Below are 25,228 nucleotides of genomic sequence, written 5' to 3'. Positions count from 1 at the left end.
ACGCGCCGACGCTGGCACGTCCCTCAGAGTTGGCTTCATCCGGCGCCGGCGTCGTCGAGACGAAGGGTGAGGCACTTGGCGGCGCCGCCGGCCTTGATGAACTCGGAAAAGTTCGCCCCATAGACGGCATACCCGCGCCGCCTCAGGGCGCGGGCGAGTTCCCGGCAAGGCTCGGAGACAACGGCTCGGCGCCCGGCCACCACCGCGTTGCAGCCGAACTCGTGGGCCTCGGCGTCGTTCACCGGCACCAGGTCGCCCACGGTCTCTTTGAGCACGCGCCGCGCATAGTCGTCGAACGCTCGGGGGTAGTAGAGCGCCGCCGCGCGGCCCAGCGGGGCGAAACAGGTGTCCAGGTGGTAGAAGCGCGGGTTCACGAGCTGGAGCGACACCACCCGCACGCCCAAGGCCTCGCCGAGAGCCGTGTGGGTGAGCACATCGGTGCGGAAGTAGTAGCCTGCAAACAACGTGTCGCCGACGAAGAGCGTGTCGCCGGCCCCCTCGAAGCGGCCGTCGCCCGCCAGAGGCCGCACGGCATAGCCTCGGCGGCGGAACCAGCGGGTGAAGTGCGGCTCCTCGCCGGCGCGCTCGGGGTAACGGAAGCGGCTGGGCACGAACACGCGGCCGCGCACCAGCCCGGCGTTGGCCGTGAAGGTCATGTCGGGCAGGCCCGGGCGTGCGCGGCACAGGTGGACCGTGGCCCGGAACTCGTGCTCGAGCACCTCGCGCAGAGTCTGCCACTGCCGCAGTGCGACGGCCCGGTTGGCCTGCCGGCGCAGGTCCATCCAGGGGTTGATCCGATAGTGGATTCCATAGAAGGTGGGTCGGCACATCAGAAACGCGGGCCGCACGAGGCAGGCTCCTAGCCGAGCTCCAGCTCGATCAGCAGTTCGCGGAAGAAGGGCTGGACGTCGGTGACGATGCCCAGGGTTTGGAACGTGCCTCGGTCGAGCAGCTTGGTGACCGCGGCCTGCTGAATGTCCACGCACACCACGCGGGTGGCGGCGGGGAGCATGTTGCCTGTGGCCACGGAATGCAGGAGCGTGGCCACGAGGACGGCCAGGCGCGTCTTCCGCGCCCGCCGGCGCATCTCGCGCTGCGCGCGCACGGTGTCGGTGATGACCTCGGGCAACGGGCCGTCGTCGCGAATCGAACCGGCCAGCACGAAGTCCACGCCGTGTTTCACGCAGGCGTACATCACTCCCGACTTGAGCAGGCCCCGCCGCACGGCCTGGCGGATGCCGCCCAGGCGGCGGATGCAGTTGATCGCGCGCAGGTGGTTCTCGTGGCCGGCCCGGGTCGCGGCGCCCTCGCGCAGCGACACGCCGAGCGAGGTGCCGAGGAGCGCGCACTCGATGTCGTGGGCCGCCAGCGCGTTGCCGGCGAAGAGGGTCTGCACGAAGTCGCCCGCGATGAGGCGCTCGAGCAGGGGGCCTGCGCCCGAATGGATGACCGCCGGGCCGCAGACCCACAGGATCGGGCGGCCGGCGGCGCGCTCGGCTCGCAGCAGCGAGGCCACCTTGCCGATCAGGGCGCCCTTGGGCTTCTCGGTCGAAACGTCGCTGGCCATGAACTCGAAGTCGCTGGGCGTCCGGCGGCTCTCGGCGGGCACCACGCGCACCCCGTCGTGACCCACGACGATCAGATCGCCCTTTCCCACATCGCCCATCTTCACGGTCTCCGCGCGGCGCCGCGTTGGGGCGACGCGAATCCCCGAGTCCATCTCGGGGTGGCGCACGCGCACCCAGCGTCCGTCGAGGAACACCGAGGTGTCGAGGTTGGTCGTGGCGTAGAAGCCGTCGGGGAACACGCCGTCGGCCGGCGCGGGCGCGAGGCGTGCGGGCTTGCGTTCGACGGGCTCCGCCCCCTGGCGCATGGCGGCTCGCAGAATCGCCTCGAGCCGGCGCGGGTCCTTGTGGGCGATCAGGATTCGGGCGAAGCTCGGGTCCTCCGGGCGCACGCCCACCTGGATGCGCTGGATCTCGAAGCAGCCCCGATGCGCCATCACCGCATCGAGCACCCTCGGGAGGATCAGCGAGTCGATCAGGTGCCCGCGCAATTCGATGACTTCCTGGGCCATTGGCCGCCCCTTTTCCTCGCCGTGCTGGCCTTGTGTGTCGTGGTTCAGAATCGGTCAATGACGACGACCCCCGTTCCCGCGAACGTGTCCATCGTCTCCAGTTCCCTCAGCGATTCCTCCAGCGTGACGGTCCTGCCGATCAGCCTGGCGGGGTCGAGCTTGTGAGAGGTGATCATCGCCAGCATGCAGCCGTATTCGTGGGCCTGCATGCCGTGGCTGCCGAGGATCTCGAGCTCGCGAGCGACCACGAGGTCCATCGGCACCTGCGGCGCGCGCTGCTCGGCGAGGAGGAGGCCGACCTGCACGTGCCGCCCCCGCTTTCTCAGGCAGGCGATCGAGTTGTGGCACGTGGCCGGGCTGCCCAGCGCATCGAGCGACACGTGCGCCCCGCCGCGCGTGAGGTCCGCCACGGCCTGGGCCACGTCCGTTGTATCAAGGGCATTGACCGTTTCGGCCGCGCCCAGGTGCCGGGCGAGGCGCAGCTTCTCCTCTGCGATGTCCACCCCCACCACCTGAGCCCCCAGCGCGCTGGCGATCAGGACGGCCGAAAGGCCCACGCCGCCGCAGCCGTGCACCGCCACCCACTGCCCGGGCCGCACCCGGCCCTGAGCCACGAGGGCGCGGAAGGCCGTGGCGAAGCGGCACCCGAGGCTGGCCGCCGTCACAAAGTCCAGCTCCTCTGGCAGGCGCACGAGATTGGCGTCGGCCCGGCCGATGGCGACGAACTGTGCGAACGAGCCCCAGTGGGTGAATCCCGGCTGGAACTGGTGGTCGCAGACCTGCTGATTGCCCGAGGCGCACTGGGGGCATTCGCCGCAGGCGCACACGAAGGGCACGGTGACCCTGTCGCCCTGCCGCCAGCGGCGGACTCCGCTGCCCACGGCCTCGACCACGCCGGCCAGCTCGTGGCCCGGCACGTGCGGGAGCTTGACCTCGGGGTCGTGCCCCATCCACGCGTGCCAGTCGCTGCGGCAGATGCCGTTGGCTCGGACGCGGATGACGGCGCCATCGGTACCAGGGCTCGGGTCGGGCAAGTCGCGGATCGTCAACGGCGCAGCGAACGCCTCATAGTAAGCCGCCCTCATGCGGGTCTCCTGCGGGTGCCGCCTTGCGCGGGCCGGGCACACCCTCGTATTGTGGACCAGCCGCGGTTGGAACGCAAGCGGGCACGTGCTCGCGTCCCATCCACGGGTCCCTTGCGGCAGCCCAGGAGTCGAGGGGCCTGGTCCTTCATCCGAGGCTCTGCGGATAGCGGCCCAGGGCGTGGTAGGCGTCGAAGAGGGCCTCGAGGTTCGCCAGCGGCGTGTCGGGCTGGAGGTTGTGGGCCGTGCACAGGATATAGCCGCCGCCGGGGGCGAGGGTGCGGATGCGCTCGGCGACCTCGGCCCGCACGTCGTCGGGCGTGCCGAAGGGGAGGGCTCGCTGGATCGAAATGCCCCCGTGGAAGGCCAGGCGGCCGCCGAAGCGGGCCTTGATGGCGGCGTGGTCCATGCCCGCCGCGTCGGGCTGAAGGGGGTTCAACACGTCGAGCCCGCACGCGAGGAGATCGGAGAGGAGGGGCTCGACGGCGCCACAGGTGTGATGGGCGACGGTGAGGCCGAAGCGCTTGCCCAGGGCCACCAGGGCCTGGAAGCCGGGGCGGAGGAACTGCCGCCACATCGCGGGCGAAAGGAGCGGGCCGGTCTGGGTGCCGAAGTCGTCGCCCATCATGAAGACGTCCAGGCCGCCCTCAGCGGCCTCGAATGTGCGGCAGGCGTACTCCAGGTAGAAGGCCGTGATTCGCTCGAAGAGGGCCTGGGCGATCTCGGGCTGGAGCGCCAGGTCGAGGAGAATCTGCTCGACGCCGCGCAGGTACATGGCCGGCTTGAGCTGGGCGCAGCGGTTGAGGCGGTCGCCCATGAAAACGACGACCTTGCCCGTGCGCCGCGCCTCGGCCGCCTGCTGCCGCACGGGGCGGTAGTCGAACCACTCGGGGCTGGGCCAGGCGGGGTAAGCCAGGATGTCGTCCACCGACTTCGCCTCGGCGAGGGGGAATTGGACGACTTCCTGGTAGGCCGTGGCCTGGTCGCCCGCGCCGACGCGGATGCGCACCCTCGGCACGCCCCAGTGGTCCTCCACGCTGCCGTCGGGGCGGACGCGGGGGGTGGGGCCGATGTAGGCCGGCCCCTCGATGTAGCGGAAGTCCACGTCGAGCCGCTGAAGGAGTTCCTCGGCGGTCGCGAGGCCGAAGTGGCGCAAGAGCCGCGCCGTCACCTCGGGCGTGGCCCAGTAGTCTATCGGAACCCGGTCGGGCTCCCGGTGGGCGAGAGCGAGAGCAACGCGATCGCGTGAGTCCATGGTGCGCCGCCGGAAGGGCTGTCCTCGAGTCGCTCAGCCGCCAAGACCGTACTTCTGCTTCGCGGCGTCCCAGGCCTTCCTGATCTGGGCGCTCTGGTCGGTGGGCTTGTCCTTGAGCAGGGGGAGCATGGCCTGGCCCATTGCGTCGCCGATGCGGAAGAACACGTCGGCGCGCCCGCGGTAATGGTAGCCGCCGTCGAATTCGGGGCCGTCGAGCACCATGTAGATGCTCGTGGGGACGTAGCGCACGGTGTCCTTGAACTCGGGCATCTTCGAGACGCTCTCCTGCTGGGCTCGGAAGCTCATGTGCTTGGCGCGGTACTGCTGGGGAATCTGCTGCTCGGTGCCGCTCATGCCCAGCTCGCCCACGATCATCGGCAGATCGGGCACGCCGAGGTCGGTGCGGAGGTCGCGGAGCAGGTTCGCCAGGTTCGGGCCATACTCGCTGTGGTGCGCGGCGTCGAGCATGTCGTTCCAGCCCTGGAACCAGACGAAGCCCGAAATCTCGTAGCCCGAGCCGTCGTACTCGGGGAAGTGGGTCTTGAGGTTGGCCAGCGTCTCGTGGGTGAGGCGGACGAGGTCGCGGTAGTTGTGGCCGACGAACTTGGCGGGGTCGCCCTGCCAGCCGGCGCGCTTGGCGGCCTTGGCCAACCAGTCGGCGTCGAAGTCGCCCGGGCCCGAGCTGGGCGGACGAAAGTCGAACCGCAGGCTGCGGCCTCCCCAGCAGACCTTGATGAGCAATACGCGCTCCTTGAGGCGGTCGCCGACGACGTGGCCGAACTGAAGCTCGACGCCGAAGCGATCGGGCGGATTGCCGTAGCCGACCGAGAGAGGGCCTTTCCTGTCAATCTTGTCGCCGTTGGTGTAGCGGACGAGGACGTCGGGCCGTTCGGCCCACTTGTCGCCGGCCCGCAGATGGCGGTAGGTGGGGGCCGTCTTCTCGTCGGCCAGGAGCTGTTCGAGGTGCCTGATCGAGCCCTTGCCTTCCATGTTCGACTGGCCCGAGAGGACGAACACGCGCCACGGGCCGGGCGCCGGGGCGTCGGCCGCTCGGGCAGCGAGCGCGATGGCCAGTGCTGTGGCCGAAAGGGCGGTGGCTCTTCCCATCCTCATTGTGCGTCTCCTGTGTTCTTGGCGCGCGCGATGGGGCCGACAGTGCCCCTCGTGGCGCGCAGGTAGTCGTCTGGGGTGAGGAGAATCTGCGTGCCGCGCGCGCCTGCCGAGATGGCGATGCGGTCGTAGAGGACGATCTCCTCGGCCACGAAGGCGGGGTAGTCCTTTCTGGCTCCGAGGGCGGTGACGCCGCCGCGGATGTAGCCGGTGAGGGGCTGAACCTCGCGGAGGGGCACCACCTCGGCCTTGCGGTCGCCAGACAGGCGGGCGAGGGCCTTGAGGTCCAGCTCCGCATCGCCCGGCACCACGGCGAAGGCGACGCCAGTGCGGTCGCCTCGAACGACAAGGGTCTTGAAGACTCGCTCGGCGGGCATGGCAATCTTGGCCGCCACGGCTCCCGCGCTCAGGTCGGCGGGGTCCACCGGATACTCGCGCAGCTCGTACGCGATGCCGAGGCGGTCGAGGAGTCGGGCGGCATTGGTCTTCATGCTCGCCTGGCGTGCTGCCGCGGGGCGCAATTCAGTTAGGTGCCCATCTGCCACGAGGCCAGGTACTTGCGCTGGATGGGGGTGAGGGTGTCAATCCTCACGCCCATGGCCTTGAGCTTCAGCCGGGCGATCTCGCGGTCAATCTCCTTGGGCACGGCATAGACGCGCTTTTCGAGCTTCGCATGGTTCTTCGCGATGAACTCGGCGGCGAGGGCCTGGTTGGCGAAGCTCATGTCCATCACGCAGGCGGGGTGGCCTTCGGCGGCGGCGAGGTTGACGAGGCGCCCCTCGGCCAGCAGGTTGATGCGCCGGCCGTCGCGCAGGGTGAACTGCTGCACGTTGTCGCGGATGCGCCGGACCGACTTGGCGAGCTTGCGGAGCGCGGGGATGTCAATCTCGATGTCGAAGTGCCCGCTGTTGCACACGCATGCGCCATCCTTCATCTTCCTGAAGTGCTCGGCGGTGACCACGGTGCGGTTGCCGGTGACGGAGACGAAGAGGTCGCCGGTCCTCGCGGCCTCGGCCATGGGCATCACCTGGTAGCCGTCCATCACCGCCTCGAGGGCGCGCAGCGGGTCCACCTCGGTGATCACCACGTGAGCGCCCATGCCGCGGGCGCGCGTGGCTACGCCGCGAGCGCACCAGCCGTAGCCCGCTACCACGACCACCGAGCCGGCCATCAGGCGGTTGGTCGCGCGGATGATGCCGTCAATGGTGCTCTGGCCCGTGCCGTAGCGGTTGTCGAACAGGTGCTTAGTGTCGGCGTCGTTCACGGCCACGATGGGATAGGCGAGCACGCCATCGGCCTCCATGGCGCGCAGGCGGATGACGCCGGTGGTCGTCTCCTCCGAGCCGCCGAGCATGTGAGGCAGCAGGTCCTTGCGCTCGGAGTGGATGGTCGAGACCACGTCGCAGCCGTCGTCCATCGAAATATGCGGCTTGGCGTCGAGGCAGGCGTGGACGTGCTTGTAGTAGGTCTTGCGGTCCTCGCCGCGGATGGCAAAGGTGGGCACCTTGTAGTGCTTGACGAGAGCGGCGGCCGTGTCGTCCTGGGTCGAGAGGGGGTTGGAGGCGCACAGGAAGAGCCTGGCCCCGCCGGCCTGGAGGGTGCGCATGAGGTTGGCGGTTTCGGTGGTCACGTGCAGGCAGGCGGCGAGGGTGACGCCTTCGAGTGGCTTCTCCTTGGCGAAGCGCGCGCGGATGAGGCGCAGCACGGGCATCTGTTCTTCTGCCCACTCCACCTTGTCGCGGCCTTGATTGGCGAGTTTGATGTCGCGAATGTCGTACTTCATCGCGGTTCCTTTGCGTCTCACAGGCCCGCGGCCTTGCGGAGGGCGTCGGCCTTCTCGGTGCGCTCCCAGGTGTAGATGTCGTAGTTGGCGTGGCCGAGGTGGCCGTAGCGGGCGGTGTGCTTGAAGATGGGGCGGCGGAGCTGGAAGTAGTCAATGATGGCGCGGGGGCGCAGGTCCCAGTGCTCGGCGACGAGGGCCTCGAGCTGGTCGTCGGCGATGCGGCCGGTGCCCTCGGTGCAGACGTTGATGCTGACGGGCCGCGCGACGCCGATGGCGTAGGAGAGCTGCACCTCGGCGCGGTCGGCCAGGCCGGCGGCGACGATGTTCTTGGCGATGTGGCGGGCGGCGTAGCTGGCCGAGCGATCCACCTTGCTGGGGTCTTTGCCGCTGAAGGCGCCGCCGCCGTGGCTGCCGCGGCCGCCATAGGTGTCCACGATGATCTTGCGCCCCGTGAGGCCGGTGTCGCCGTGGGGGCCGCCCATGACGAAGCGGCCGGTGGGGTTGACGTGGATCACCGTGTCCCTGTCCACCATGCCCTTGGGGAAGGTCTTAGGGATGAGCAGTTTCTCGAGATCGGCCTTGATGCGCTTCTGGGTGGCCTTCTCGTGGTGCTGGGTGGAGATGACGATGGTGTGGATGCGGACGGGCTTGTCGTTTTCGTACTCGACGGTGACCTGGGTCTTGCCGTCGGGGCGCAGGTAGTCAAGCGTGCCCTTTTCGCGCAGGCGCGTGAGGCCGAGCACGAGGCGGTGGGCGTAGCAGATGGGCGAGGGCATGAGCTCCTTGGTCTCCCGGCAGGCGAAGCCGAACATCATGCCCTGGTCGCCGGCGCCCTGCTCGTGGCTGGAGGTCTCGTCCACGCCCTGGGCGATGTCGGGCGACTGGCGGTGGACGCTGGTGATGACGCCGCAGGAGTGGGCGTCGAAGCCGATGCTGGGGTCGGTGTAGCCGATCTCGGCGATGGTCTGGCGGGCGGTGGCGGCGAGGTCTACGATGGTCTTCGACGTGATCTCGCCGGCGATGACGACGAGGCCGGTGGTGACGAGCGTTTCGCACGCCACGCGCGACATCGGGTCGCCCGCGATGTAGGCGTCGAGGATGGCGTCGGAAATCTGGTCGGCCACCTTGTCGGGGTGGCCCATGGTCACAGCTTCCGAGGTGAAGAGGTATTTGCGTCCGCTCATGGCCTCGCGATTCCTTTCTTCGCCTGCGCCTGAAGGAACGGTTCCAGCGCCTCGAGGGTGCGGCGGGTCGCGCCGCGGTTGGCATCCACCACTTGGCGGGCCTTCTGGCCCATCGCGACGGCAACGTCGGGGCGGGCCAACAGCTCGCCGAGCGCCGCCTCCAACTCCGCTGCATCTGCCACACGCCGCGCGGCCCCGTGGGCGAGCAGTTGCTCGTTCACGTCGCGGAAGTTCGCCGTGTGCGGGCCGAACAGGGTCGGCCTGGCCTGGGCAGAAGGCTCAATTGTACTTTGCCCGCCGTGCGGAATCAAGCTGCCCCCCACGAAAACCAGCGTGGCGAGGCCGTAGACGCGCGCCAGCTCGCCCATGGTGTCGAGCAGCACCACAGCCCCAGGCTCGCTCCGCGCCCCTGCTTGGAGGGCGGTGCGGCGGACGCACGGCAGGCCAGCGCGGCGGACCAGTTGCTCGACCGGCCCGAAGCGGTCGGCTTGGCGGGGGGCCAGCACCAGTCGGAGTGCGGGCGAGTGGGCCTTGAGGCGCGGGTACATGGCCACGAGCGCCTCGTCCTCGCCCGGCCACGTGCAGCCGCCCACGAGCACCGGCTCATCGGGCCCCAGCCCGAACTCGTCGCGCAGCGCTCGTAGTGCGGCCTTCAGGCCGTTCTCTTCGGCGGGCGCCGAGTCGAACTTCATGTTCCCCGTCACGATCACCCGCTCGGAGGGCGCCCCGAGGGCCTTGAGGCGCGCGGCCGAGACCTCCGATTGCACGCAGAAGCGCGTCACGCGCCGCAGCCAACGAGCCATCAAGGGGCGGATGAGGCGGTAGCGGCCGAACGAGCGCTCGCTCAGGCGGCCGTTCACGATGGCCACGGGCACGCCCCGGCGCGCCGCGGCGGCCAGGAAGTTCGGCCACACCTCCAGCTCGACCAGCAGGATCAGGCTCGGGCGGATTCGCCGCAGTGCGCGGGCCACGGTGCACGAGAAGTCGAGCGGGTAGTAGAACGCCTTGTGGCCGGCGTAGAGCTTGTCAGCCGTGGCCCGGCCCGTGTTCGTGGCGGTGGAGAGCGCGATCTCCCAGTCGGGGTGGGCCTCGGCGAGGCCCGCGACGAGGGGGCGGATGAGGTTCATCTCGCCGACCGACACGGCGTGCACCCACACGCACGGTGCCTCGCCCTCGCGGGGCGCCACGCCGCCGAGCCGCTCGCGGTAGCCGGTGCGGAACTTCTCGCTCGTGAGCGCCTTGTAGGCCAGGAGCGGCGAACCCAGCACCAGGCCCGCGCCGTAGGCAATATCGAGGAGCAGCGACATAGGGCAGGATACTACCAGAAGGCACGTGGCGCTTCAAATGGGGGAGAAGGAACCCGCGGCCCGCGTGGCTTCTGGCATAGACTCTAGCGCGGCGAGGGCCTCCGGGCCTGGCGGCGGCGTCGCACAAGGAGGCCCAGGGCGCCGAAGGCCAGGAGGGTGAGCGTGGTGGGCTCCGGCGTGACGATTTCGACGATGAGGTCGTAGCTGAAGAGGCGGCCGTCCCACTCGCCCAGTGGCCCCCGCTCGTCGGTGTAGATGTTGAGCTGTGCCTGGAGATGGCCCGTGATGATGCCCGGGTAGAGCCGGATCTCGAGGGACGCGGTCTGGCCTTTACCCAGGATCATGCCAGGCTCGAACCCGATGAGCTGGTACATGGTGGGGTCGGGGCCGACGATCTCGTAGTAGAGCAGCGTGAGATCCGTTAGGGCGTGGTTGCCGCCGTCCTCGTCCCCCGACACGTTGAGGATGAGGAACGCCTCGTCCACCGGCGGGCTCTTCCACACCTGAATGCCGAAGTCCACTGTTCCGCCGGGGGCGACGACGCTGTCATAGATGGGCCCCACCGCCGTGCCGTGGAGGGTATACAGGATAGTGTGGGGCAGATTCGCGCCGTCCGGGCTGCCGTTCACGAGGTCGGCCAGCAGGTTGGCGGTCACGGTCTCGCGGCCGACGGGGACGTAGGTGAAATCGTACTGCCTCGAAGCCCCATCGCTGAGGCTGATGCTGCCGTCGCTGGGGGGCGAGAAGGGAAACGGGTCTGAGCCTGGCGCCAGAATAGCGCCGTTGAGATTGCTCGCGGCGCCGAGGCCGGAGAGATTGCCGTCGCCGTTGTTGGTGATGACGATTGAGGCGGTCATCGTGGTGCCGATGCGGCCGAAGACGGTGCCCATCGCGTCGCTGAGGCTGCTCAGGGGCGCGACGCCGTTGCCGCTCAGGGGGGTGACGAAGTCGCCGTTGTAGGCGTTGCGGCTGGAAACAGTGAGGGACCCTGTGTCGGCGCCGCGCTCGAGCGGGGCATAGGTGGCGAAGCCCTGGGTGGAGGAATCGCCGGGTCTCAGGTAGTCAATGGGGGAGAGAACGCCTGTGGTGAAATCGCCGCTGCCCGTGAGATTTCCGAGGGTGATGCTCTCAAGCGTCGCGCTGCCGACATTGCTGACCGTGACGGGCAGCGTGCGGCTGGCGCCCACCAGCACGTGCCCGAAGTCCAGTGCGGCGGGACTCGTGGCGAGTTCCGGCAGGAGCGAGGCGGGCGGGCTGGGCAGCCAGCTCGTGCCCGGGTCCGGCAGGTCCTTGTTGAAGTTCCCCAGGTTGTTGTCGGCGCTGGTCGCGTACGCGGCCTGAAGCGGCGCGCGCGCCGGCAGGCCCGTCATGGCCAGGAAGTAGGCGTAGGGCACGGCCACGTCCACAAAGTAGTCCGCATCCCCGTAGAACGTGGACCCGTCGCCCGCAACGCTCCAGCGCGCGTAGGCGCCATTGGGGATGGAGGCGATGACGGGCAGGAAGGGATCGTCAAACCTGGCCTTCCCCGCCCAGTCGGTGGCATGAGCCGAGTTGTTGTTGGCAGTGGGCCGCAACTCCACCTGAGCGGTGCCTTTGGCACTCACCAGCAGGCCGTATTCCATGGGGTCCTCGGGAGCCTGCACGGCGGTGTTGAGGAGGACGGCCCACTGAACCTGATTGAACTCCGTGAAAGAGCCGGGGGGCCCTGGCTGCCCGTTCACTCGTATGCGGAAGCACAGGTTGGCGCCGTCGTAAGCGTGGTAGAGTGCGGGGTAGAAGACACCGCCCAGGGTGCCCCCGACGACGTTCGTCTCCGTGGGAGTGTCGCTGTCGGCAATGTCCTGGTAAGGAATAGGGTCCCAGGCAATATCCGTAAGCGGCCAGGCGTGCGCTTGGCGCGCAACCGCCCCCAACAGGCACACGGCAATCAGCGCCACTGCGGGGCCAACCCGAAGCGCCGCCCGAGCCCCGTGGCCAGACGGGGAAGAACGGCGCTGATGGCGGTCCAAAGGAAGGAACCGGCAGGACCCGGCCGCACCTCCCATTTCGCCCTCCTGTTGCAGACGCCCGTGACCGACGGCAAGCAACCCGGTGCCATCAGTCGCGAACGGCAACCCCGCTGCAACCCGCTCCGAACCCCCGCGCTACTTCTATCGAGAGCAAACGGCATGCCGCGTCTGCGTGCAGTTGCCAGGTTCTTCGGAATGCGATAAGGCTTTGCCTCATAATGCCTTACACCCGAGACGCCAGTGTCAAGGATGGTCTGCGGCGCAGCGGTTGAGGAGATGATGTTGCAACCAGGCAACGTGGCTTCGGCCTGGAAGAAGCGATGGTGATTGCAAGTGTCTGCCCATGAATTGGTTACAGTCATGTTGCGAGGCGGCAACATGTTACTCGGCTGATCAACATCCGGCAGGTTCACTGGGGTGCTTGGAGCGGTCTTGTCTTCTCGCAAGGGGGGAGGGGCGGCCCGCGCCCTTCGGTCACTCCATGTCCGGGAAGCAGTTGGGGAAGTGCGCCTTCACCTGGTCAATGTGCAGGGCAAAGCCGGTGCCTTGCATGCCGTGGGTTCCAAGGGTGACCATGCCGATGACCTGGCCGCTCATGTTGAAGAGCGGGCCGCCCGAGTTGCCGGGGTTGACGGCGGCGTCGGTCTGGAAGAAGTGGATCTTGTTGATCTCGCGGTCGCGATTACTGATGATGCCTTTGGTGATGGTGTAGTCGAGAATCTGCCCCGCCATGCCGGGGTTGCCGATCACGACGATGTCTTCGCCGGGCACCACGTCCTTGGCGGTGCCGAGGGGCAGGGGCTTGAGGGGGAAGGCGCGGGCGTCCACCTTGAGGATGGCGATGTCGCTGACGGGGTCGGCGAGGACGAGCTGGACGTCGGGGATGGTGACGAACTCGCCCTTGCGGCGGAAGCGGACGCCGAGCTTGCCGCCGGGCGCGATGACGTGGAAGTTGGTGGCGACCATGCCGTCGGCGCTGATGACGTAGCCGCTGCCGCTGCTGTTGGTGGCGGTGATGACGACGCAGGACTCTTCGACCTGTTTGAAGAGTTCGGCAGACTGGAGCTTGGCGAGGGGCGGCTCGGTGTATTTCTGGCCCTTGGCCTCGGCCAGGAGGCGCGTGACCTCAGGCTGGTTGGGGTTGATCTTGAGAGACTTTTCGAAAGCGGCGACGGCCTCGGCCTTGGAGCCGGCGGCCAGGTGCGCGCGGCCCATGGTGGCGAGGGCGATGAAGTCGTCGGCCTTGCGCGCGAGGGCCTGCTTGAGCAGCCCGACGGCCTCGGGATGCCGCTTGGCGCGGGAGAGGACGCGCGCGGCCTCGATGAAGGAGTCGAGGGTGAGGATGCTCACGCCGCGGTCGAGCTGGCGCACGTCGGCGTAGCGCTGAACGGCCTTGTCGGTGTCGCCCGTGCGGGCGTAGAGCTTGGCGAGGTAGTAGCGGACGTTGGGGGACCAGGGGAAGGCGTGGGTGAGCTGCTCGCCGATGAGGATCTGCTCCTCGGGCTTGGGCAGCGTGGCCTGGACCTGGGAGATGACGTTGCCGTTGCGCACGATGGTGGTGTAGGTGGTGATGCCCTCGGGGCCGCGGAAGTTGAGGATGCGCGAGAGCTGCTTGGCGAAGTCGGCCTCCTCGGCGTAGACATCGGCCGCGCCGTCGTCGCTGGAGACGGGGGCGTTGGGGTTGGCGGCGGCCTTCTGGTGGCGCTCGATGAAGGCGCGGGCGAACTTGAGGTAGGTGGCCTTGCCGGCGGGGTTCTTCTCCTCCAGGGCCTTGAGGGCGGCGAGGGCGTCGTCGGGCTTGCCGGCGTCGAGGGCGACGAGCACGGCCTTCTCGAACTCCGCCATGTCCACGTGGGCCTTCTTGTTGAGTTCGAGGACGTAGTTCTTGGCCTCCTGGAACCACTTGGAGTTCTCGTAGCTGGCGGGGAAGCCCTCCATGACGCGGATCGCCTCATCGAGCTTGCCGGCGGCGAGGAGCTTGTCGGCCTCGGCCTTGCGCTTCTGGAACTCGCGCTCGGCGCCGGCCTCGACGGCCTCGGGGTTGGCGCGGCGCTTCGAGTCGAGTTCCCCGCCGTACTGCATGGCCTTCTTGCCGGCCTTGGTCTTCCAGTACTGGGAGGGGAACTTGTCGAAGAGAGCAACCGCCTCGTCCCACTTGCCCTCGGCGACCAGCTTGTCGGCCTGGGCCTTGCGCTTGGCGAACTCCTTCTCGGCCTCGGCCTCGGCCGGGTCCTCGCCCGCCTTGGTGGTGGCCTTCTGGACCTCGCAGTTGCGGCTGTGGATCCAGCCGAAGAGGACCTTGTCGCCCTGCTGGATGTGGATGCCATACCAGACGTCGCGCTGCTGGCTGACGACGAAGCTCTGGCCCTTAGTGACGGTGGCCACGACCTTGCTGCCGACCATCACGTCGGCCTTGTCGGCCGTGATCGTCACGGTCATGGCCGTGGCGGAACGAGCGAGGAAGAGTGTAACCGCCAGGAGGATGGCTGAGAGGGTTCGGCTGGACATAAGGGTGCCCCCGATGAGGTGTTGGTGGTCTTGGGGCGCCCGGGCCGCCCGCTCTGCGCCCCGACCGTGGACGACCTTTTCCCTTGTGATACGCAATCGGCGGCGGAAATGCAAGCGCAGGTTCAGCCCGCGCGACGCCGGCCGCAGCAGTTCTTGTACTTGACCGGCTTGCCGTCGGGGCGCGTCTTGCCGCAGGGGCACGGGTCGTTGCGCCCGGGCTCCTTGCCGGCCACCACGGGCCGGGCCACGCGGCGCTCGCCCTGCGGGGCCTCGGCGGCCGCCTGCTGCTGCTTGTAGCTCTCGGCGGCCTCGTGGATGTAGCTGTCGGCCCGCCACACGCTCCGCACCTCCTCTTCGCCCAGGTTGAACTCGACCTTGAGGAGGTAGTCGGTCACCGTGTCCTCGATGCTCTTGGTCATCAGGTCGAACATCGCGTAGCCTTCGCGCTTGTACTCGACCTTCGGGTCCTGCTGGCCGTAGCCGCGGAAGCCGATGACCCCGCGGAGGTGGTCCATGGACCACAGGTGGTCCTTCCACTTCGTGTCAATGATGCGGAGCAGGAGCTGGCGGATGGTCCAGAGCATCCGGCGCGCGCCAAGTTGGGCCTTGCGGCGCTCGTAGGCCTGGAACACCAGGTCGCGCAGGAGCGTCTGGAGCTCGGTGCCGGGGATCTTGCTGAGCTCGAGCGGCCCCACCTCGACCCCGTACTTCTGATTCATCGCGTTGGCGATGCCGATGTAGTTGCGCCCCTCCTCGGCCAGCGTGGTCTCGAGGAAGACCTGGAGGGCCACGGGCACCAGCTCGGTGCGCACCTGCTCGGGCAGGCGCGGCGCCAGGGCCGTGGCCGCCGCCTTCTCGAAGTAGGCGGTCATCTCGGCCAGAGTCTCGTCCCGCAGGTCGTCCGCGCTCGCCACGTCGGCCAGGCCCACGTTGCGCAACCAGTCGCGCAGCTTGTCGCAGCGCCACTCGGCAGGGAACTGCTCGGGCGGCAGGCACAGGCGGAAGGCGCCGCCCACCACGTCGGCCGCGAGCTTCTCGATGCCGCGCCGCGCGTAGCGGCCTTTCGCCAGCTCCACCAGCACGGCCATCGGCTCGCGCTCTTCGGCCTCGGCCTGCTCCTCGAGGCGGTGGACGGGGATCGAGACGTCGAAGGCCTCGCGTGCGAAGGCCACCAGGCCGCCGAGGTCCGACTCGTCGGTCTCGAGGGTGGACTGGTAGAGTTCGAGCGTGGCGCCCACCAGGCGCCCGGCGGCGGCGTCCAGCTCGGCACCCGTCTGCTGGTGCTCCTCCAGCAGGGCCTGGATGAGGCGCTGCTGGGTCTCCTTGAGGCGGTCGGCCGCGAAGCGCTTGAGCTGCGCCTCCACCTGGGTGTCACGCGGCAGGAAGGCGAAGCGCTCGGCCGCCCAGCCCGCCAGCCCCGCGTAGGTGGGGCGTTCGCGGAACGCCTCGGAGTCCAGGAACAGCCCCACGCTCTTGCGGACGAAGCGCGGCACGAAGGTTTCGAGCAACTCGGCGGTCGTCGCGGCCGGGTAGGCTTCGGCGGCCTGGCGCAGGAAGTGCAGGCGCAGCCCGTAGAGGTCGGCGGCCCGCCACTGCTTCTCGGTGATCCGCATGCCCAGGTCGGTGGCCCAGAGGCTGAGGGGCACGAAGCCCTGCTCCACCGGGCTGGCGCCCAGGCGCGAGCCGAGGCGCTGTTCGACCAGGCGGCGCACGGAGTTCTCGACCATCGCCAGCACGATGTCCTCGAGACCTTCGAGGTGTTCGCCCGGCTCTTCGCGCGGGGGGCGTGCGGCCAGTTCGCGGAGCACGAAGTCGGCGATCTCGGCCGCCGGGCGCTTCGCGAGTTCGAGCGCGGAGAGGCCGAGGCGCAGCCGGCCCGAGAGGCTCGTGGCCAGGCCCACCAGGTTGTGGGCCGCGAACGCCAAGTGCACCTGGAGATGCCAGTCGGCCACGCTGCCTGCCCACTGCTCGCGGGCCTCGGCGAGCGGCAGCCGGGCGAAGCGCGCGCCCACGCGCTCGGCGAGCAGGGCCGCCAGGCGCGGCGCCACGCGGGCCTCGAAGGCCGCCTCGATGGCCTCGGGCTCGAGGGGCAGGTCCAGCCGTTCATCGGCCCACGCGGCCAGGCGCGCGGGCTCGGGCCGCCGGCCGAACAGGGGCGACGCCAGGAACACCCCGGCCGCCCGCGCGGCCAGGTCGGCGGCCACCTCGGCCGGGGCCTGGCCGGCGAACCGCGCGCGCGCCGCCGCCAGCCAGCGCGGCGTCAGGGCGTCGCAGGTCGTCGTCGCAGGCGTCCACTCCACGATCTCCACGCTCACACCCACGCCGTCGAGCCACTTGCGGAAGCTCTCCAGCTCCCACTGCGTCGAGCGGGCCAGCAGCACGCAGTCCTGGGTGAAGCCCAGGCGGAACCAGCGTTCGAGCACGTCGTCGAGCGAGCGGTTCTGGGCCATCCCGCGCGCCTGTTCGGCAACGAAGGCGGCCAGCTCGCTGCGCGCGGCCGCGGCCAGCTCGTCGCGCGGGCAGTCGGCGCCGAGCTTGGCTGCCCAGCGCTCCAGGCGGTCGAGGCCCCACTGCTCGGGGTAGGGGCCGCCGTCGGCCCGGCCGTCGGCCAGCACCTGGGCGGCCCAGGCGCGCACCTCGCGCTCGCCCAGGCCGTTGGGCAGCGCGGCGCGGGCGCGCTCGGCCAGCAGGGCGGCGAGGGACTGGCTGTCGGCGCGGTCCCAGTCGTCGCGGCGCAGCTTCACGCCCACGGCCGCCGTCTGGGCGGCCAGGAGGGCGAACACCCGGTCGGGCAGTTCGGGCGAGGGCGGCTGGAGGTCGGGGGCGAGGTAGCGCGCGAGGGCGCGCTGGATCGTCTCGGCCGGGTCGCGCCGCCCGCCGCCCTCGAGCACCTCCTGGCGCTGGCTGTAGATGAGCTTGCGCTGCTCGTTCATCACCTCGTCGTACTCGAGCACGTTCTTGCGCATTTCGAAGTTGTGCTCTTCGACCTTCTTCTGGGCGCGCTCGATGGCGCGGCTGACCATGCCGCTCTCGATCGGCTCGCCCTCGCCCAGGCCGGCGCGGAGCATGAAGCGCCGCACCCACTCCGCCATGAAGATTCGCATCAGCTCATCGTCGAGGGCGACGAAGAAGCGGCTGGATCCCGGGTCGCCCTGGCGGCCGGCGCGGCCGCGGAGCTGGTTGTCAATGCGGCGGGCCTCGTGGCGCTCGGTGCCCACGATGTGCAGGCCGCCGAGTTCGGCCACGTTGCGCCGCGGCAGCACCATCGGGGCCATGCCGCGGGCCTTCCAGTAGGCCAGGAGGCGGCTGTGCACTTCGCCGTCCGCCACCTCGCCTGTCTCGCCCTTCTTCCGCAGGTTCCAGGCCTCGAACCAGTGGCGCTCGAGGTGCTGCTGGAGGGCGGCGCGGCGGCGCTCGTACTCGTCGGGATCCAGGGTCGGGTTGAGGGTGAGTTCCTTCGGCAGCTCGCGCGGGGCCAGGCCGCTCGCCTGCCAGTGGGCCAGCGTGCCGTGGGCGGTGCAGGGGCCGAGCACGATGTCGGTGCCGCGGCCGGCCATGTTCGTGGCCACGGTCACGGCGCCGAACTGGCCGGCCAGGGCCACGATGCCGGCCTCGCGCTCGTGGTGCTTGGCGTTGAGCACCTCGTGCTTGATGCCGCGGCGCTCGAGCAGCGCGCTCAGGTGCTCGCTCTTCTCGATCGAGATGGTGCCGACCAGGATCGGGCGGCCGACCTGGTGCACGGCGGCGATCTCCTCCACGATGGCGTCCCACTTCTCCTTCTCGGTGCCGTAGATGAGGTCGTGCCACTCGGTGCGGCGCAGGGGGCGGTTGGTGGGGATGGGGACGACATCGAGCTTGTAGATTTTCATGAACTCGGCGGCCTCGGTGAGGGCCGTGCCGGTCATGCCCGCCAGCTTCTCGTAGAGGCGGAAGAAGTTCTGGAAGGTGATGGTGGCGAGGGTCTGGTTTTCCTCTTTGATGCGGGCGCCGCGGCTGGCCTCCTTGGCCTCCACGGCCTGGTGCAGCCCGTCGCTCCAGCGGCGGCCGGGCATCAGGCGGCCCGTGAACTCGTCCACGATCACCACCTCGCCGTCGCGGATCACGTAGTCCACGTCCAGCTTGTAGAGCTCTTTGGCCTTCAGGGCGGCCTCGATGTAGGGCGGCCAGTCCATGTTCCGCCCGTGGTAGAGGTTGTCAATGCCCAGGAAGCGCTGGGCGTTCTTGATGCCGCGCTCGGTGAGCGAGACCGAGTGGTCCTTGAGGTTGTAGGTGTAGTCGTAGGCCTGGAGGAGGCTCTCGCGGTGGCCCTCCTCGCGGGGCAGGGTCTGCGCGTTGACGCCCTTGAGGGTGTTCACGAGGCGGTTGGCGATGTAGTAGCGGTCGCTGGACTCTTCGGCCGGGCCGCTGATGATGAGCGGGGTGCGGGCCTCGTCAATCAGGATGCTGTCCACCTCGTCCACGATGGCGTACTGGAGCTTACCCTGGACCTGTTCCTCGAGTTCGTCCTTCATGTTGTCGCGCAGGTAGTCGAAGCCGAATTCGTTGTTGGTGCCGTAGGTGATGTCGGCGGCGTACTCGGGCTGGCGCTGGGCCGAGTTCATCTCGCTCTGGATGGCGCCGACCTTGAGGCCGAGGGCCTCGAACAGGGGGCCGTTCCAGAAGCGGTCGCGGCGGGCCAGGTAGTCGTTCACCGTGACGATGTGCACGTGCGCGCCGCCCACGGCATTGAGGTAGGCGGGCAGGGTGGCGACGAGGGTCTTGCCCTCGCCGGTGACCATTTCGGCGATCTTGCCCTGGTGCAGCACGATGCCGCCGATGAGCTGCACGTCGAAGGGGCGCATGCGGAAGGGGGGCCGGTAGTCGGGGAACAGGTCGCGCAGCTCGGCGTAGAAGGCGGCCGGGAAGCGCAGCTTGGCGATCTCCGAGCCGAGCGCCATCACCTGCTGGGATATCGGGGCGGTCGCGGGGTCGAAGCCGGCGCGCTCGGCCGCGGCGTCGAGGGCGGCGCGGGCCTGGTCGAAGAGCCGCCGGTTCTCGGGCTCGCGCAGGCGGGCGGGGTCGAAGCCGTGCGGGCGGTAGAGCACGCTGCACATGCCGATGCGGCGGTCGGCCGCCTCGCGGGCCACGGCGAAGGCCTCGGGCAGCAGGTCGTCGAGCTTCGCTCCGTCGGCCAGGCGCTGGCGGAACTCGTCGGTCTTGGCCCGCAGCGCGTCGTCGCTGAGGGCCACCATGTCGAGCTCCAGGGCGTTGATCCGCGCCAGCACGGGCGCCAGCTCGCGGATCGTGCGCTCGATGCGGCTGCCGCGCAGGAAGAACTTCAGCGCGCTGTTCACCGTGCGCGCGATCGCCACGGGCGCGGCGTCGAAGAACTCCTGGAAGCGCTCGCCGAGCTTGTTCAGGAAGCGGTCGGCGCCGTCGCCGTCGCTGCTCAGTCGCTTGGTGCTTTGTTGCGCCATGGCCGCCGAACCATGCTCCTAGAGAACCTGTCGGATGCGTCGGACCTGCCCGACGTGTCGTCGGGCCCGCCCGATCCATGTCTTCCCACGCCTCCCGCATTCCGCGCGGCGTTCACTCGGGCACTTTTCCCAGGCTCGGGGGCAGCTTGTCGGGCAGGGTGTAGTCCCACTTCGTGGTCTGGCCCGCCTTCACCTCGATGCCGCCGAGGGCCGGGTCGTACACGTAGCCCATCTTGGCGAACTCGCGGCCGTCGAGGCGCAGGCGCTGGAGCACCTGGAGTCCCTTGTTGGGCTTGTGCCACACGTCGCCCATCCAGAGGTAGGGGTAGGTCTCGATGCGCCAGATCACCTCGCCGCCCTTGTCGGCGTAGAAGGCGCTCTTGCGCGCCAGCTCCATCAGCACGACGGCCCGCTTCGGCGTGCCGTGGATGTAGAGCACGCGGTTCGTGTCCATGAACTGCGCCACGGTGAGCAGCTTCTTCAGGTGGTCCTCGAGCTTGTCCAGACGAAGCTCCTTGCTGAGACGGCGGCGGCGCTCCTCGGGCGTGAGCACCTCGCCTTCCTCCGCGAGCTGCTTCTCGTCGAAGCGCTGCACCTTCAGCTCGCCCGTGCCGGGGTTCAGGTCATAGGTCGGCTCGTTCTCCTCGCCCAGCACGCGCAGCTCGACGCCCTCGATGCGCCCCTCGGCCGTCTCGACCGCCAGGTCGTACTTGCGCGGCGCGAGGCCCTCCACCGAGTACTCGCCCGTCTTCGGGTCCACCTTGCCCCAGTGCGTCCTGTCCATCAACTTCATGATGGTGGCGGGGATGCGCTCGACCGCCCCCACCTTCAGGGCCTTGCCGGCGGGTGTGAGGGTGCCGGCGATCCTCCCCGTCGCTTCGCCTGCGGCGGCCAGCGCCACGCATGCGGCCAGGGCAGCTCCAAGGCACAAACCCACCGTGCGCATCCGATTCCCCTTTCGAGGCGCGGAGCATCTGCGTTCCACTCGTGCCCCATTATCGCCGATTCGGGCCGGGAATTCAATCTGCAACGCCCCGCACGGAGGCGGTTGCGAGGTCTGAAGTTGTTGAACGCAAGCCACTTGCGCGCGGCTTCTGAAAACTACTCCCCAACCCAGCCCCGCCGTATGGCGATTCCTGGCCTTTCTTGAATGTGGCATCCTCTCTGGTGCGATTCCTGGGCCGCCCACAGGGGGCTGCGCGGAGTCGTCGCCATGCCCCCTTCCGGCCGCCGTGTGCCCCCGGGGCCTCCCTCCCGAAGGTTCCAATGCCTTCGGGAGGGTAACGGGAAGAGCGGGCGCCGGGGGTCTTCCCTCCCGAACGTATTGGAGCGTTCGGAGGGGGGCTCTCATGCTTGCCCTTACGTTTCCTCACCCTTCTCGCCCCTACGCTCCGCGTGGGGGCGGAGGTCCGGACGCTCCTGCGTCCAATCTTCCCCGAAGACGAAGAGGCCGCGGAGCGGCCAGGAGCCCCGTCCCCACGCAGAGCGTAGGGACGAGGAAAACATTCGGGAGGGGGGCTCGCATGCTATAATGCACTGGGGTCTGCGCCGAAATCCACGCGGCGCCCCTTCGGGTTACGGCGCCAGCGGGGCGTCTGCCGCGTTGCGGCTCCTCCGCGATGCGCTCCATAGCATCGCCTGTGTCGCCGCGCCTTGCATCCGCCCCGCTGACGCCGGCAACGCAGCCCGCGTGGATTTCCGCACAGACCCCAGTCTGTCTCGACATCCCAGGAGGAGCCTGACATGGCGTTGATCCACTGCGACTTCTTCTCGGACGTCCTCGGCCTGTGCTGCTCGATGGACGTTATCCTGCCCCAGCGCCCCGTCGGAGGCGATGCCACGCCGGAGCCCTTCCCCACGCTCTACCTTCTTCACGGCCTTTCCGACGACCACACCATCTGGCAGCGGCGCACGAGCATCGAGCGCTATGTGGCCGATCTCCGCCTCGCCGTCGTCATGCCCGCCGTGGGCCGCAGCTTCTACACCGACATGGCTCACGGGCTGCGCTACTGGACCTTCATCTCCGAGGAACTGCCCGCCATCTGCCGCGGGCTGTTCCCGCTCTCGGCGCGGCGCGACGACACCTTTGTCGCCGGCCTCTCGATGGGCGGCTATGGCGCCTTCAAGCTCGCCCTGCGTTGCCCCGAACGCTTCGCCGCCGCGGCCAGCCTGTCCGGCGCACTCGACATCGCCGGCCTGCTCGAGAACGACCCTAACCGCGGCCCCGAAATGGCCAACGTCTTCGGCGACCTCGCCCGGCTCCGCGGCAGCGACAACGACCTCCTCCACCTCGCCACCGTCCTGGCGCGCTCCAACGGCCCCAAGCCGCGCCTCTTCCAGTGGTGCGGCACCGAAGACTTCCTCTATGCCTCCAACCTCACCTTCCGCGACCATGCGCTGAGGCTCGGTCTCGATCTCACCTACTCCGACGGCCCCGGCGACCACCAGTGGAAGCACTGGGACGAGCAGATCCAGCGCGTCCTCGCCTGGCTCATGCCCGCGGAAGCAGCCCGCACTTGAAACCATCGCCCCCGCGGTGTACAGTCATTGCCCGAACGCCGGCACAGAGGCGCCGGCGAGCGCGCTCCGCCCTCTTTGCAGGGGACAACACGTGAGACGGGCTGCTTTGTTCGTGACCCTCGCCGGCCTCGCCGCCGCTGCCCTGGCCGCCGAGCCTGTGACGTTCGGCAAGGACGCCGACGGCTTCGAGAGCCTGTTCAACGGCAAGGACCTCACCGGCTGGCAAGGCGACCCCGACCACTGGACGGTCGAGGACGGCGCCATCACCGGCACCACTTCCGCCGAGAAGAAGCTCTCCGAAAACAAGTTCCTCGTCTGGGCCGGCGGCAAGCTGAAGGACTTCGAGTTGAAGGCCCGGTTCCGCCTCCGCAACGGCAACTCGGGCATCTACATCCGCTGCCTGGAGCGCGAGCCGGGCAAGGGCGACGCGCTCGTGGGCATGCAGGCCGACTTCGCCGAGGACCCGAAGTGGGTCGGCACCATCATGGAGTATCTGCGCCGCGGCATCCTGGCCAACCGCGGCGAGAAGGTAGCGATTGACGAGAAGGGCGCGCGCAAGGTCGAGGCGCTCGGCGACCCCGCCGAACTCCTCAAGGCCTACAAGCCCAAGGAGTGGAACGACTACCGCATTCTCTGCCGCGGCGGCCGCGTGGTGCTGACGATCAACGGCGTGGTGATGGCCGACCTCCAGGACGACGACCCCAAGCGCCTGACGGAGGGCGTGCTGGGCCTCCAGGTGCACCAGGGCCCGCCCATGAAGGTGCAGTTCAAGGACCTCTGGCTCAAGCGGCTGGACTGAGGGGAGGGGTCAGCCGGCGGAGGGGGGACGCCGCGGAGCGATCTGCGGCAGCCACAGCTCGCGCTCGCGGCCCTCGGGGTCGCGCAGGATGAGCCGGCCGCCCCGGCTGGCCTGCTGCACGATCTCGGTGAGGATGGCGACCGCGAGGCGGATCGTCCCAATCTTGCTGAGGCCCAGTTCACCCGCCGTGCCTTCGAGCGATGCCATGAGCTCGGGCGAGGCGGCGAAGACGATGCGCTTCGTTGGGTCGTCTGGTGGCATGGCCTTCACCCCGGTGACGGCTTGATACGCGGCCTGGCCCGCGGCCGGCGGCTCAGGCGAGCCGCTCGGCCAGCTCCTCGTATCGCCCCAAGGCCTCGTTCTCCAGCGCCCGCCAGCGCGCGGGATCCCATATCTCCACCCGCGTGGCGGCCCCGATGAGCAACACCTCGCCGGTGATGCCCGCCCGAGCGCACAAGCCCTCGGGGAGGGGGATGCGGCCCAGCCTGTCCACGCTCACCGCCACGGCTCCGCCGAGGAACAGGCGCTCGAGCATCCGCGCCTCGGTGCTGGCGAAGACGCGCTGGCCCAGCTCCGCCACGGCCGCCTCCCAGGCGCCCATCGTGAAGAGCCAGATGCAGCCATCGAGGCCCCGCGCCAGCATCAGGCCCCTCTCCAGGTCGGATTCCCCGATGGCCGCGCGGAACGCCTTGGGCAGCATCACCCTACGCTCGGCATCGAGGCGCTGGGCAAACTGTCCAAAGAACCGCACGCGGGGATCTCCAGGACGCACGGGCTGGGCACGGGGATGCCCGTCTATCCGCTCTCGCTGTCGGCCAAGGGGCCCGCGCGAGCATAACGTCGTTCCATGCGAAGCGCCATTATCCGAACTTATATGGCATTGTCAAGGATAATTTATGACAGTATGCAAATATTTTGACGGCGCCATATCTCGTGTGCTGTTATGGGCCTTTGGTCGAACCACGGCGGCCAATCCGCCTCTCTCTGAGGGTATTCTAGCGATTTGCGGCTCTTCTGGGTTTGGCAACCCCGGCTGGGCCGGCCCGGGGCTGGGTGTGGGCATGCCGGCTCCTGGCGAACCTGGCGGTTCCTCGGGAGGGCCGCACCGAGCGGCTGACGGGCGCCGCCTGCCCATGCTGTATCAACCCTGTGAGGAGGAGAGTGATACAGCATGGGTAGATGGGCGAGAATGGGCGATTCTCGCGGCTCCGGCCATATCTGCTCATCTGGGGGATGAGCAAGTATGGATGGGAATGGCCGGAGAGCGTAAGGCATTGCGGCATAGAGGGTTATGGGGCGGCCCTCGCTGGTGCCGCGGCACCCGGCCCAGGCTGCCCAACGGCAGTCGCACCAGGATCGCCGTGTCCTGATGGGCTTATTCATGCTAAACACTTAGGGCTGGAGAGGGTCGCTGGACGGCGTGACGGCACGTTGCCAATGGGGTCTGTTTGCTGTTGGCAGCAGTACATGCTGTTACAGCATCATAAATACGTCGCAGAAGCGCATAAACCGGCACTGGACTCAAGGGATCTGGGAGAGGGCGGCAGCGTAGATCTCGAGGTCGCCCGGCAGGAAGAGCACGACACGCACCTCATCGAACCGATGGTGGGGGATTGCGTCGGCCATGGTTTGCAGGGCGATCCGTGCCGCGCGGTCGGTGGGGAAGCCGTAGGCGCCCGTGCTGATGCTCGGGAAGGCCAGGGTGCGGCAGCCGTTGTCGGCGGCGACCTGGAGGCTGTTGCGGTAGGCATCGGCCAGCAGTTCATCCTCGTTCGCGGTGCCGCCGTGCCACACGGGGCCGACGGTGTGAACGACATGCCTGGCGGGCATGCGGCCTGCCGAGGTGATCACGGCCTTGCCGGTGGCGAGGCGGCCGATGCGCGAGATGATGGCGCGGCACTCGTCCTTGATGGCTGGGCCGCCGGCCCTGTGGATGGCGCCATCCACCCCGCCGCCCCCCATCAGCGAGGGGTTGGCGGCGTTCACGATGGCATCCACATCCTGCATCGTGAGGTCGCCCTGGACGAGTCGCAGAAGTGTCTGGCCTATCTGGCGTTGGGTCATGGCAGCGTCCCTCCTGTACCTAGGAGCCTGTCCAAGAATCCGCGTGAGGCTGCGACGCCGCCGATTCGGGCCGC

The 25,228-nt window shown here is 68.9% G+C and carries 18 protein-coding genes and 1 pseudogene; 2 read left to right on the top strand and 17 right to left on the bottom strand.

The window, feature by feature from the left end; translation table 11 throughout:
* Positions 1–35: 35 nt before the first annotated feature.
* The 14 genes and pseudogenes from PLE19_03095 to PLE19_03030 all read right to left on the bottom strand — a co-directional run bounded on the left by PLE19_03095 (position 36) and on the right by PLE19_03030 (position 20,717).
* Positions 36–848, bottom strand: a complete 813-nt coding sequence (locus tag PLE19_03095) for an amidinotransferase (GenBank protein ID HPD13903.1) — start codon at positions 846–848, stop codon at positions 36–38.
* Positions 849–859: 11 nt separating this feature from the next.
* Positions 860–2,077: a TIGR00300 family protein gene (locus tag PLE19_03090; GenBank protein HPD13902.1), complete on the bottom strand. Its 1,218-nt coding sequence runs from the start codon at positions 2,075–2,077 to the stop codon at positions 860–862.
* Between the two features lie 44 nt (positions 2,078–2,121).
* The gene (locus PLE19_03085; protein HPD13901.1) at positions 2,122–3,162 is read right to left on the bottom strand and encodes a zinc-dependent alcohol dehydrogenase family protein; all 1,041 of its coding nucleotides are present in this window, start codon (positions 3,160–3,162) and stop codon (positions 2,122–2,124) included.
* 145 nt (positions 3,163–3,307) lie between these two features.
* Positions 3,308–4,414: a uroporphyrinogen decarboxylase family protein gene (locus PLE19_03080; protein ID HPD13900.1), complete on the bottom strand. Its 1,107-nt coding sequence runs from the start codon at positions 4,412–4,414 to the stop codon at positions 3,308–3,310.
* Positions 4,415–4,447: 33 nt separating this feature from the next.
* Positions 4,448–5,527: a sialate O-acetylesterase gene (locus PLE19_03075; GenBank protein HPD13899.1), complete on the bottom strand. Its 1,080-nt coding sequence runs from the start codon at positions 5,525–5,527 to the stop codon at positions 4,448–4,450.
* The gene (ybaK, locus tag PLE19_03070) at positions 5,524–6,015 is read right to left on the bottom strand and encodes a Cys-tRNA(Pro) deacylase (GenBank protein HPD13898.1); all 492 of its coding nucleotides are present in this window, start codon (positions 6,013–6,015) and stop codon (positions 5,524–5,526) included. The genes PLE19_03075 and ybaK overlap by 4 nt, the downstream gene beginning before the upstream one ends.
* A gap of 35 nt (positions 6,016–6,050) precedes the next feature.
* Positions 6,051–7,307, bottom strand: coding sequence for an adenosylhomocysteinase (ahcY, locus tag PLE19_03065; protein ID HPD13897.1), 1,257 nt, complete (start codon positions 7,305–7,307; stop codon positions 6,051–6,053).
* 17 nt (positions 7,308–7,324) lie between these two features.
* Positions 7,325–8,491 carry a methionine adenosyltransferase gene (gene metK, locus PLE19_03060; GenBank protein HPD13896.1) on the bottom strand — a complete coding sequence of 389 codons (1,167 nt, stop codon included), beginning with the start codon at positions 8,489–8,491 and terminating at the stop codon, positions 7,325–7,327.
* Positions 8,488–9,798 carry a 3-deoxy-D-manno-octulosonic acid transferase gene (locus tag PLE19_03055; protein HPD13895.1) on the bottom strand — a complete coding sequence of 437 codons (1,311 nt, stop codon included), beginning with the start codon at positions 9,796–9,798 and terminating at the stop codon, positions 8,488–8,490. Before PLE19_03055 ends, metK begins: the two co-directional genes overlap by 4 nt.
* Positions 9,799–9,881: 83 nt before the next feature.
* Positions 9,882–11,735, bottom strand: coding sequence for a choice-of-anchor D domain-containing protein (locus PLE19_03050; protein HPD13894.1), 1,854 nt, complete (start codon positions 11,733–11,735; stop codon positions 9,882–9,884).
* Between the two features lie 546 nt (positions 11,736–12,281).
* Positions 12,282–14,315, bottom strand: a complete 2,034-nt coding sequence (locus PLE19_03045) for a trypsin-like peptidase domain-containing protein (protein ID HPD13893.1) — start codon at positions 14,313–14,315, stop codon at positions 12,282–12,284.
* Between the two features lie 122 nt (positions 14,316–14,437).
* A complete protein-coding gene (locus PLE19_03040; protein HPD13892.1) occupies positions 14,438–15,403 on the bottom strand; it encodes a hypothetical protein in 966 nt (321 codons plus the stop codon).
* Between the two features lie 1,629 nt (positions 15,404–17,032).
* A pseudogene (secA, locus tag PLE19_03035) lies at positions 17,033–19,771 on the bottom strand (preprotein translocase subunit SecA).
* Positions 19,772–19,883: 112 nt separating this feature from the next.
* Positions 19,884–20,717 carry a hypothetical protein gene (locus tag PLE19_03030; protein ID HPD13891.1) on the bottom strand — a complete coding sequence of 278 codons (834 nt, stop codon included), beginning with the start codon at positions 20,715–20,717 and terminating at the stop codon, positions 19,884–19,886.
* Positions 20,718–21,514: 797 nt separating this feature from the next.
* Here PLE19_03030 and PLE19_03025 point away from each other — a divergent pair.
* Both PLE19_03025 and PLE19_03020 read left to right on the top strand, forming a co-directional pair.
* Complete coding sequence (locus tag PLE19_03025) at positions 21,515–22,291, top strand: alpha/beta hydrolase family protein (protein HPD13890.1); 777 nt, start codon at positions 21,515–21,517, stop codon at positions 22,289–22,291.
* A 91-nt stretch (positions 22,292–22,382) separates the two neighbouring features.
* Positions 22,383–23,090 (top strand): DUF1080 domain-containing protein, encoded by a 708-nt coding sequence (locus tag PLE19_03020; GenBank protein ID HPD13889.1) that lies wholly within the window; start codon positions 22,383–22,385, stop codon positions 23,088–23,090.
* A gap of 9 nt (positions 23,091–23,099) precedes the next feature.
* On the opposite strand, the gene PLE19_03015 is transcribed toward PLE19_03020, so the two are convergent.
* The 3 genes from PLE19_03015 to PLE19_03005 all read right to left on the bottom strand — a co-directional run bounded on the left by PLE19_03015 (position 23,100) and on the right by PLE19_03005 (position 25,154).
* A complete protein-coding gene (locus PLE19_03015; GenBank protein ID HPD13888.1) occupies positions 23,100–23,351 on the bottom strand; it encodes a hypothetical protein in 252 nt (83 codons plus the stop codon).
* Positions 23,352–23,403: 52 nt separating this feature from the next.
* Positions 23,404–23,841, bottom strand: coding sequence for a division/cell wall cluster transcriptional repressor MraZ (locus PLE19_03010; protein ID HPD13887.1), 438 nt, complete (start codon positions 23,839–23,841; stop codon positions 23,404–23,406).
* A gap of 770 nt (positions 23,842–24,611) precedes the next feature.
* Entirely contained in the window at positions 24,612–25,154 is a 543-nt protein-coding gene (locus PLE19_03005; GenBank protein HPD13886.1) for an O-acetyl-ADP-ribose deacetylase, read from the bottom strand.
* Positions 25,155–25,228: the final 74 nt, after the last annotated feature.

The organism is Planctomycetota bacterium, assembly GCA_035384565.1.
In the GTDB taxonomy this organism is placed as follows: domain Bacteria; phylum Planctomycetota; class PUPC01; order DSUN01; family DSUN01; genus DAOOIT01.
The sequence above is the reverse complement of the archived record's forward strand: the minus strand, read 5'-3'. Positions and strand labels throughout refer to the sequence as shown.

Bases quoted from the DNA above. Each gene is read 5' to 3' on its own strand.
- PLE19_03090 (HPD13902.1), bottom strand. From the start codon at position 2,077: ATGGCCCAGGAAGTCATCGAATTGCGCGGGCACCTGATCGACTCGCTG.
- PLE19_03085 (HPD13901.1), bottom strand. From the start codon at position 3,162: ATGAGGGCGGCTTACTATGAGGCGTTCGCTGCGCCGTTGACGATCCGC.
- PLE19_03080 (HPD13900.1), bottom strand. From the start codon at position 4,414: ATGGACTCACGCGATCGCGTTGCTCTCGCTCTCGCCCACCGGGAGCCC.
- PLE19_03075 (HPD13899.1), bottom strand. From the start codon at position 5,527: ATGAGGATGGGAAGAGCCACCGCCCTTTCGGCCACAGCACTGGCCATC.
- ybaK (HPD13898.1), bottom strand. From the start codon at position 6,015: ATGAAGACCAATGCCGCCCGACTCCTCGACCGCCTCGGCATCGCGTAC.
- ahcY (HPD13897.1), bottom strand. From the start codon at position 7,307: ATGAAGTACGACATTCGCGACATCAAACTCGCCAATCAAGGCCGCGAC.
- metK (HPD13896.1), bottom strand. From the start codon at position 8,491: ATGAGCGGACGCAAATACCTCTTCACCTCGGAAGCTGTGACCATGGGC.
- PLE19_03055 (HPD13895.1), bottom strand. From the start codon at position 9,798: ATGTCGCTGCTCCTCGATATTGCCTACGGCGCGGGCCTGGTGCTGGGT.
- PLE19_03045 (HPD13893.1), bottom strand. From the start codon at position 14,315: ATGTCCAGCCGAACCCTCTCAGCCATCCTCCTGGCGGTTACACTCTTC.
- PLE19_03040 (HPD13892.1), bottom strand. From the start codon at position 15,403: ATGGCCGTGCTGGTGGAGCTGGCGAAAGGCCGCTACGCGCGGCGCGGC.
- PLE19_03030 (HPD13891.1), bottom strand. From the start codon at position 20,717: ATGCGCACGGTGGGTTTGTGCCTTGGAGCTGCCCTGGCCGCATGCGTG.
- PLE19_03025 (HPD13890.1), top strand. From the start codon at position 21,515: ATGGCGTTGATCCACTGCGACTTCTTCTCGGACGTCCTCGGCCTGTGC.
- PLE19_03015 (HPD13888.1), bottom strand. From the start codon at position 23,351: ATGCCACCAGACGACCCAACGAAGCGCATCGTCTTCGCCGCCTCGCCC.
- PLE19_03005 (HPD13886.1), bottom strand. From the start codon at position 25,154: ATGACCCAACGCCAGATAGGCCAGACACTTCTGCGACTCGTCCAGGGC.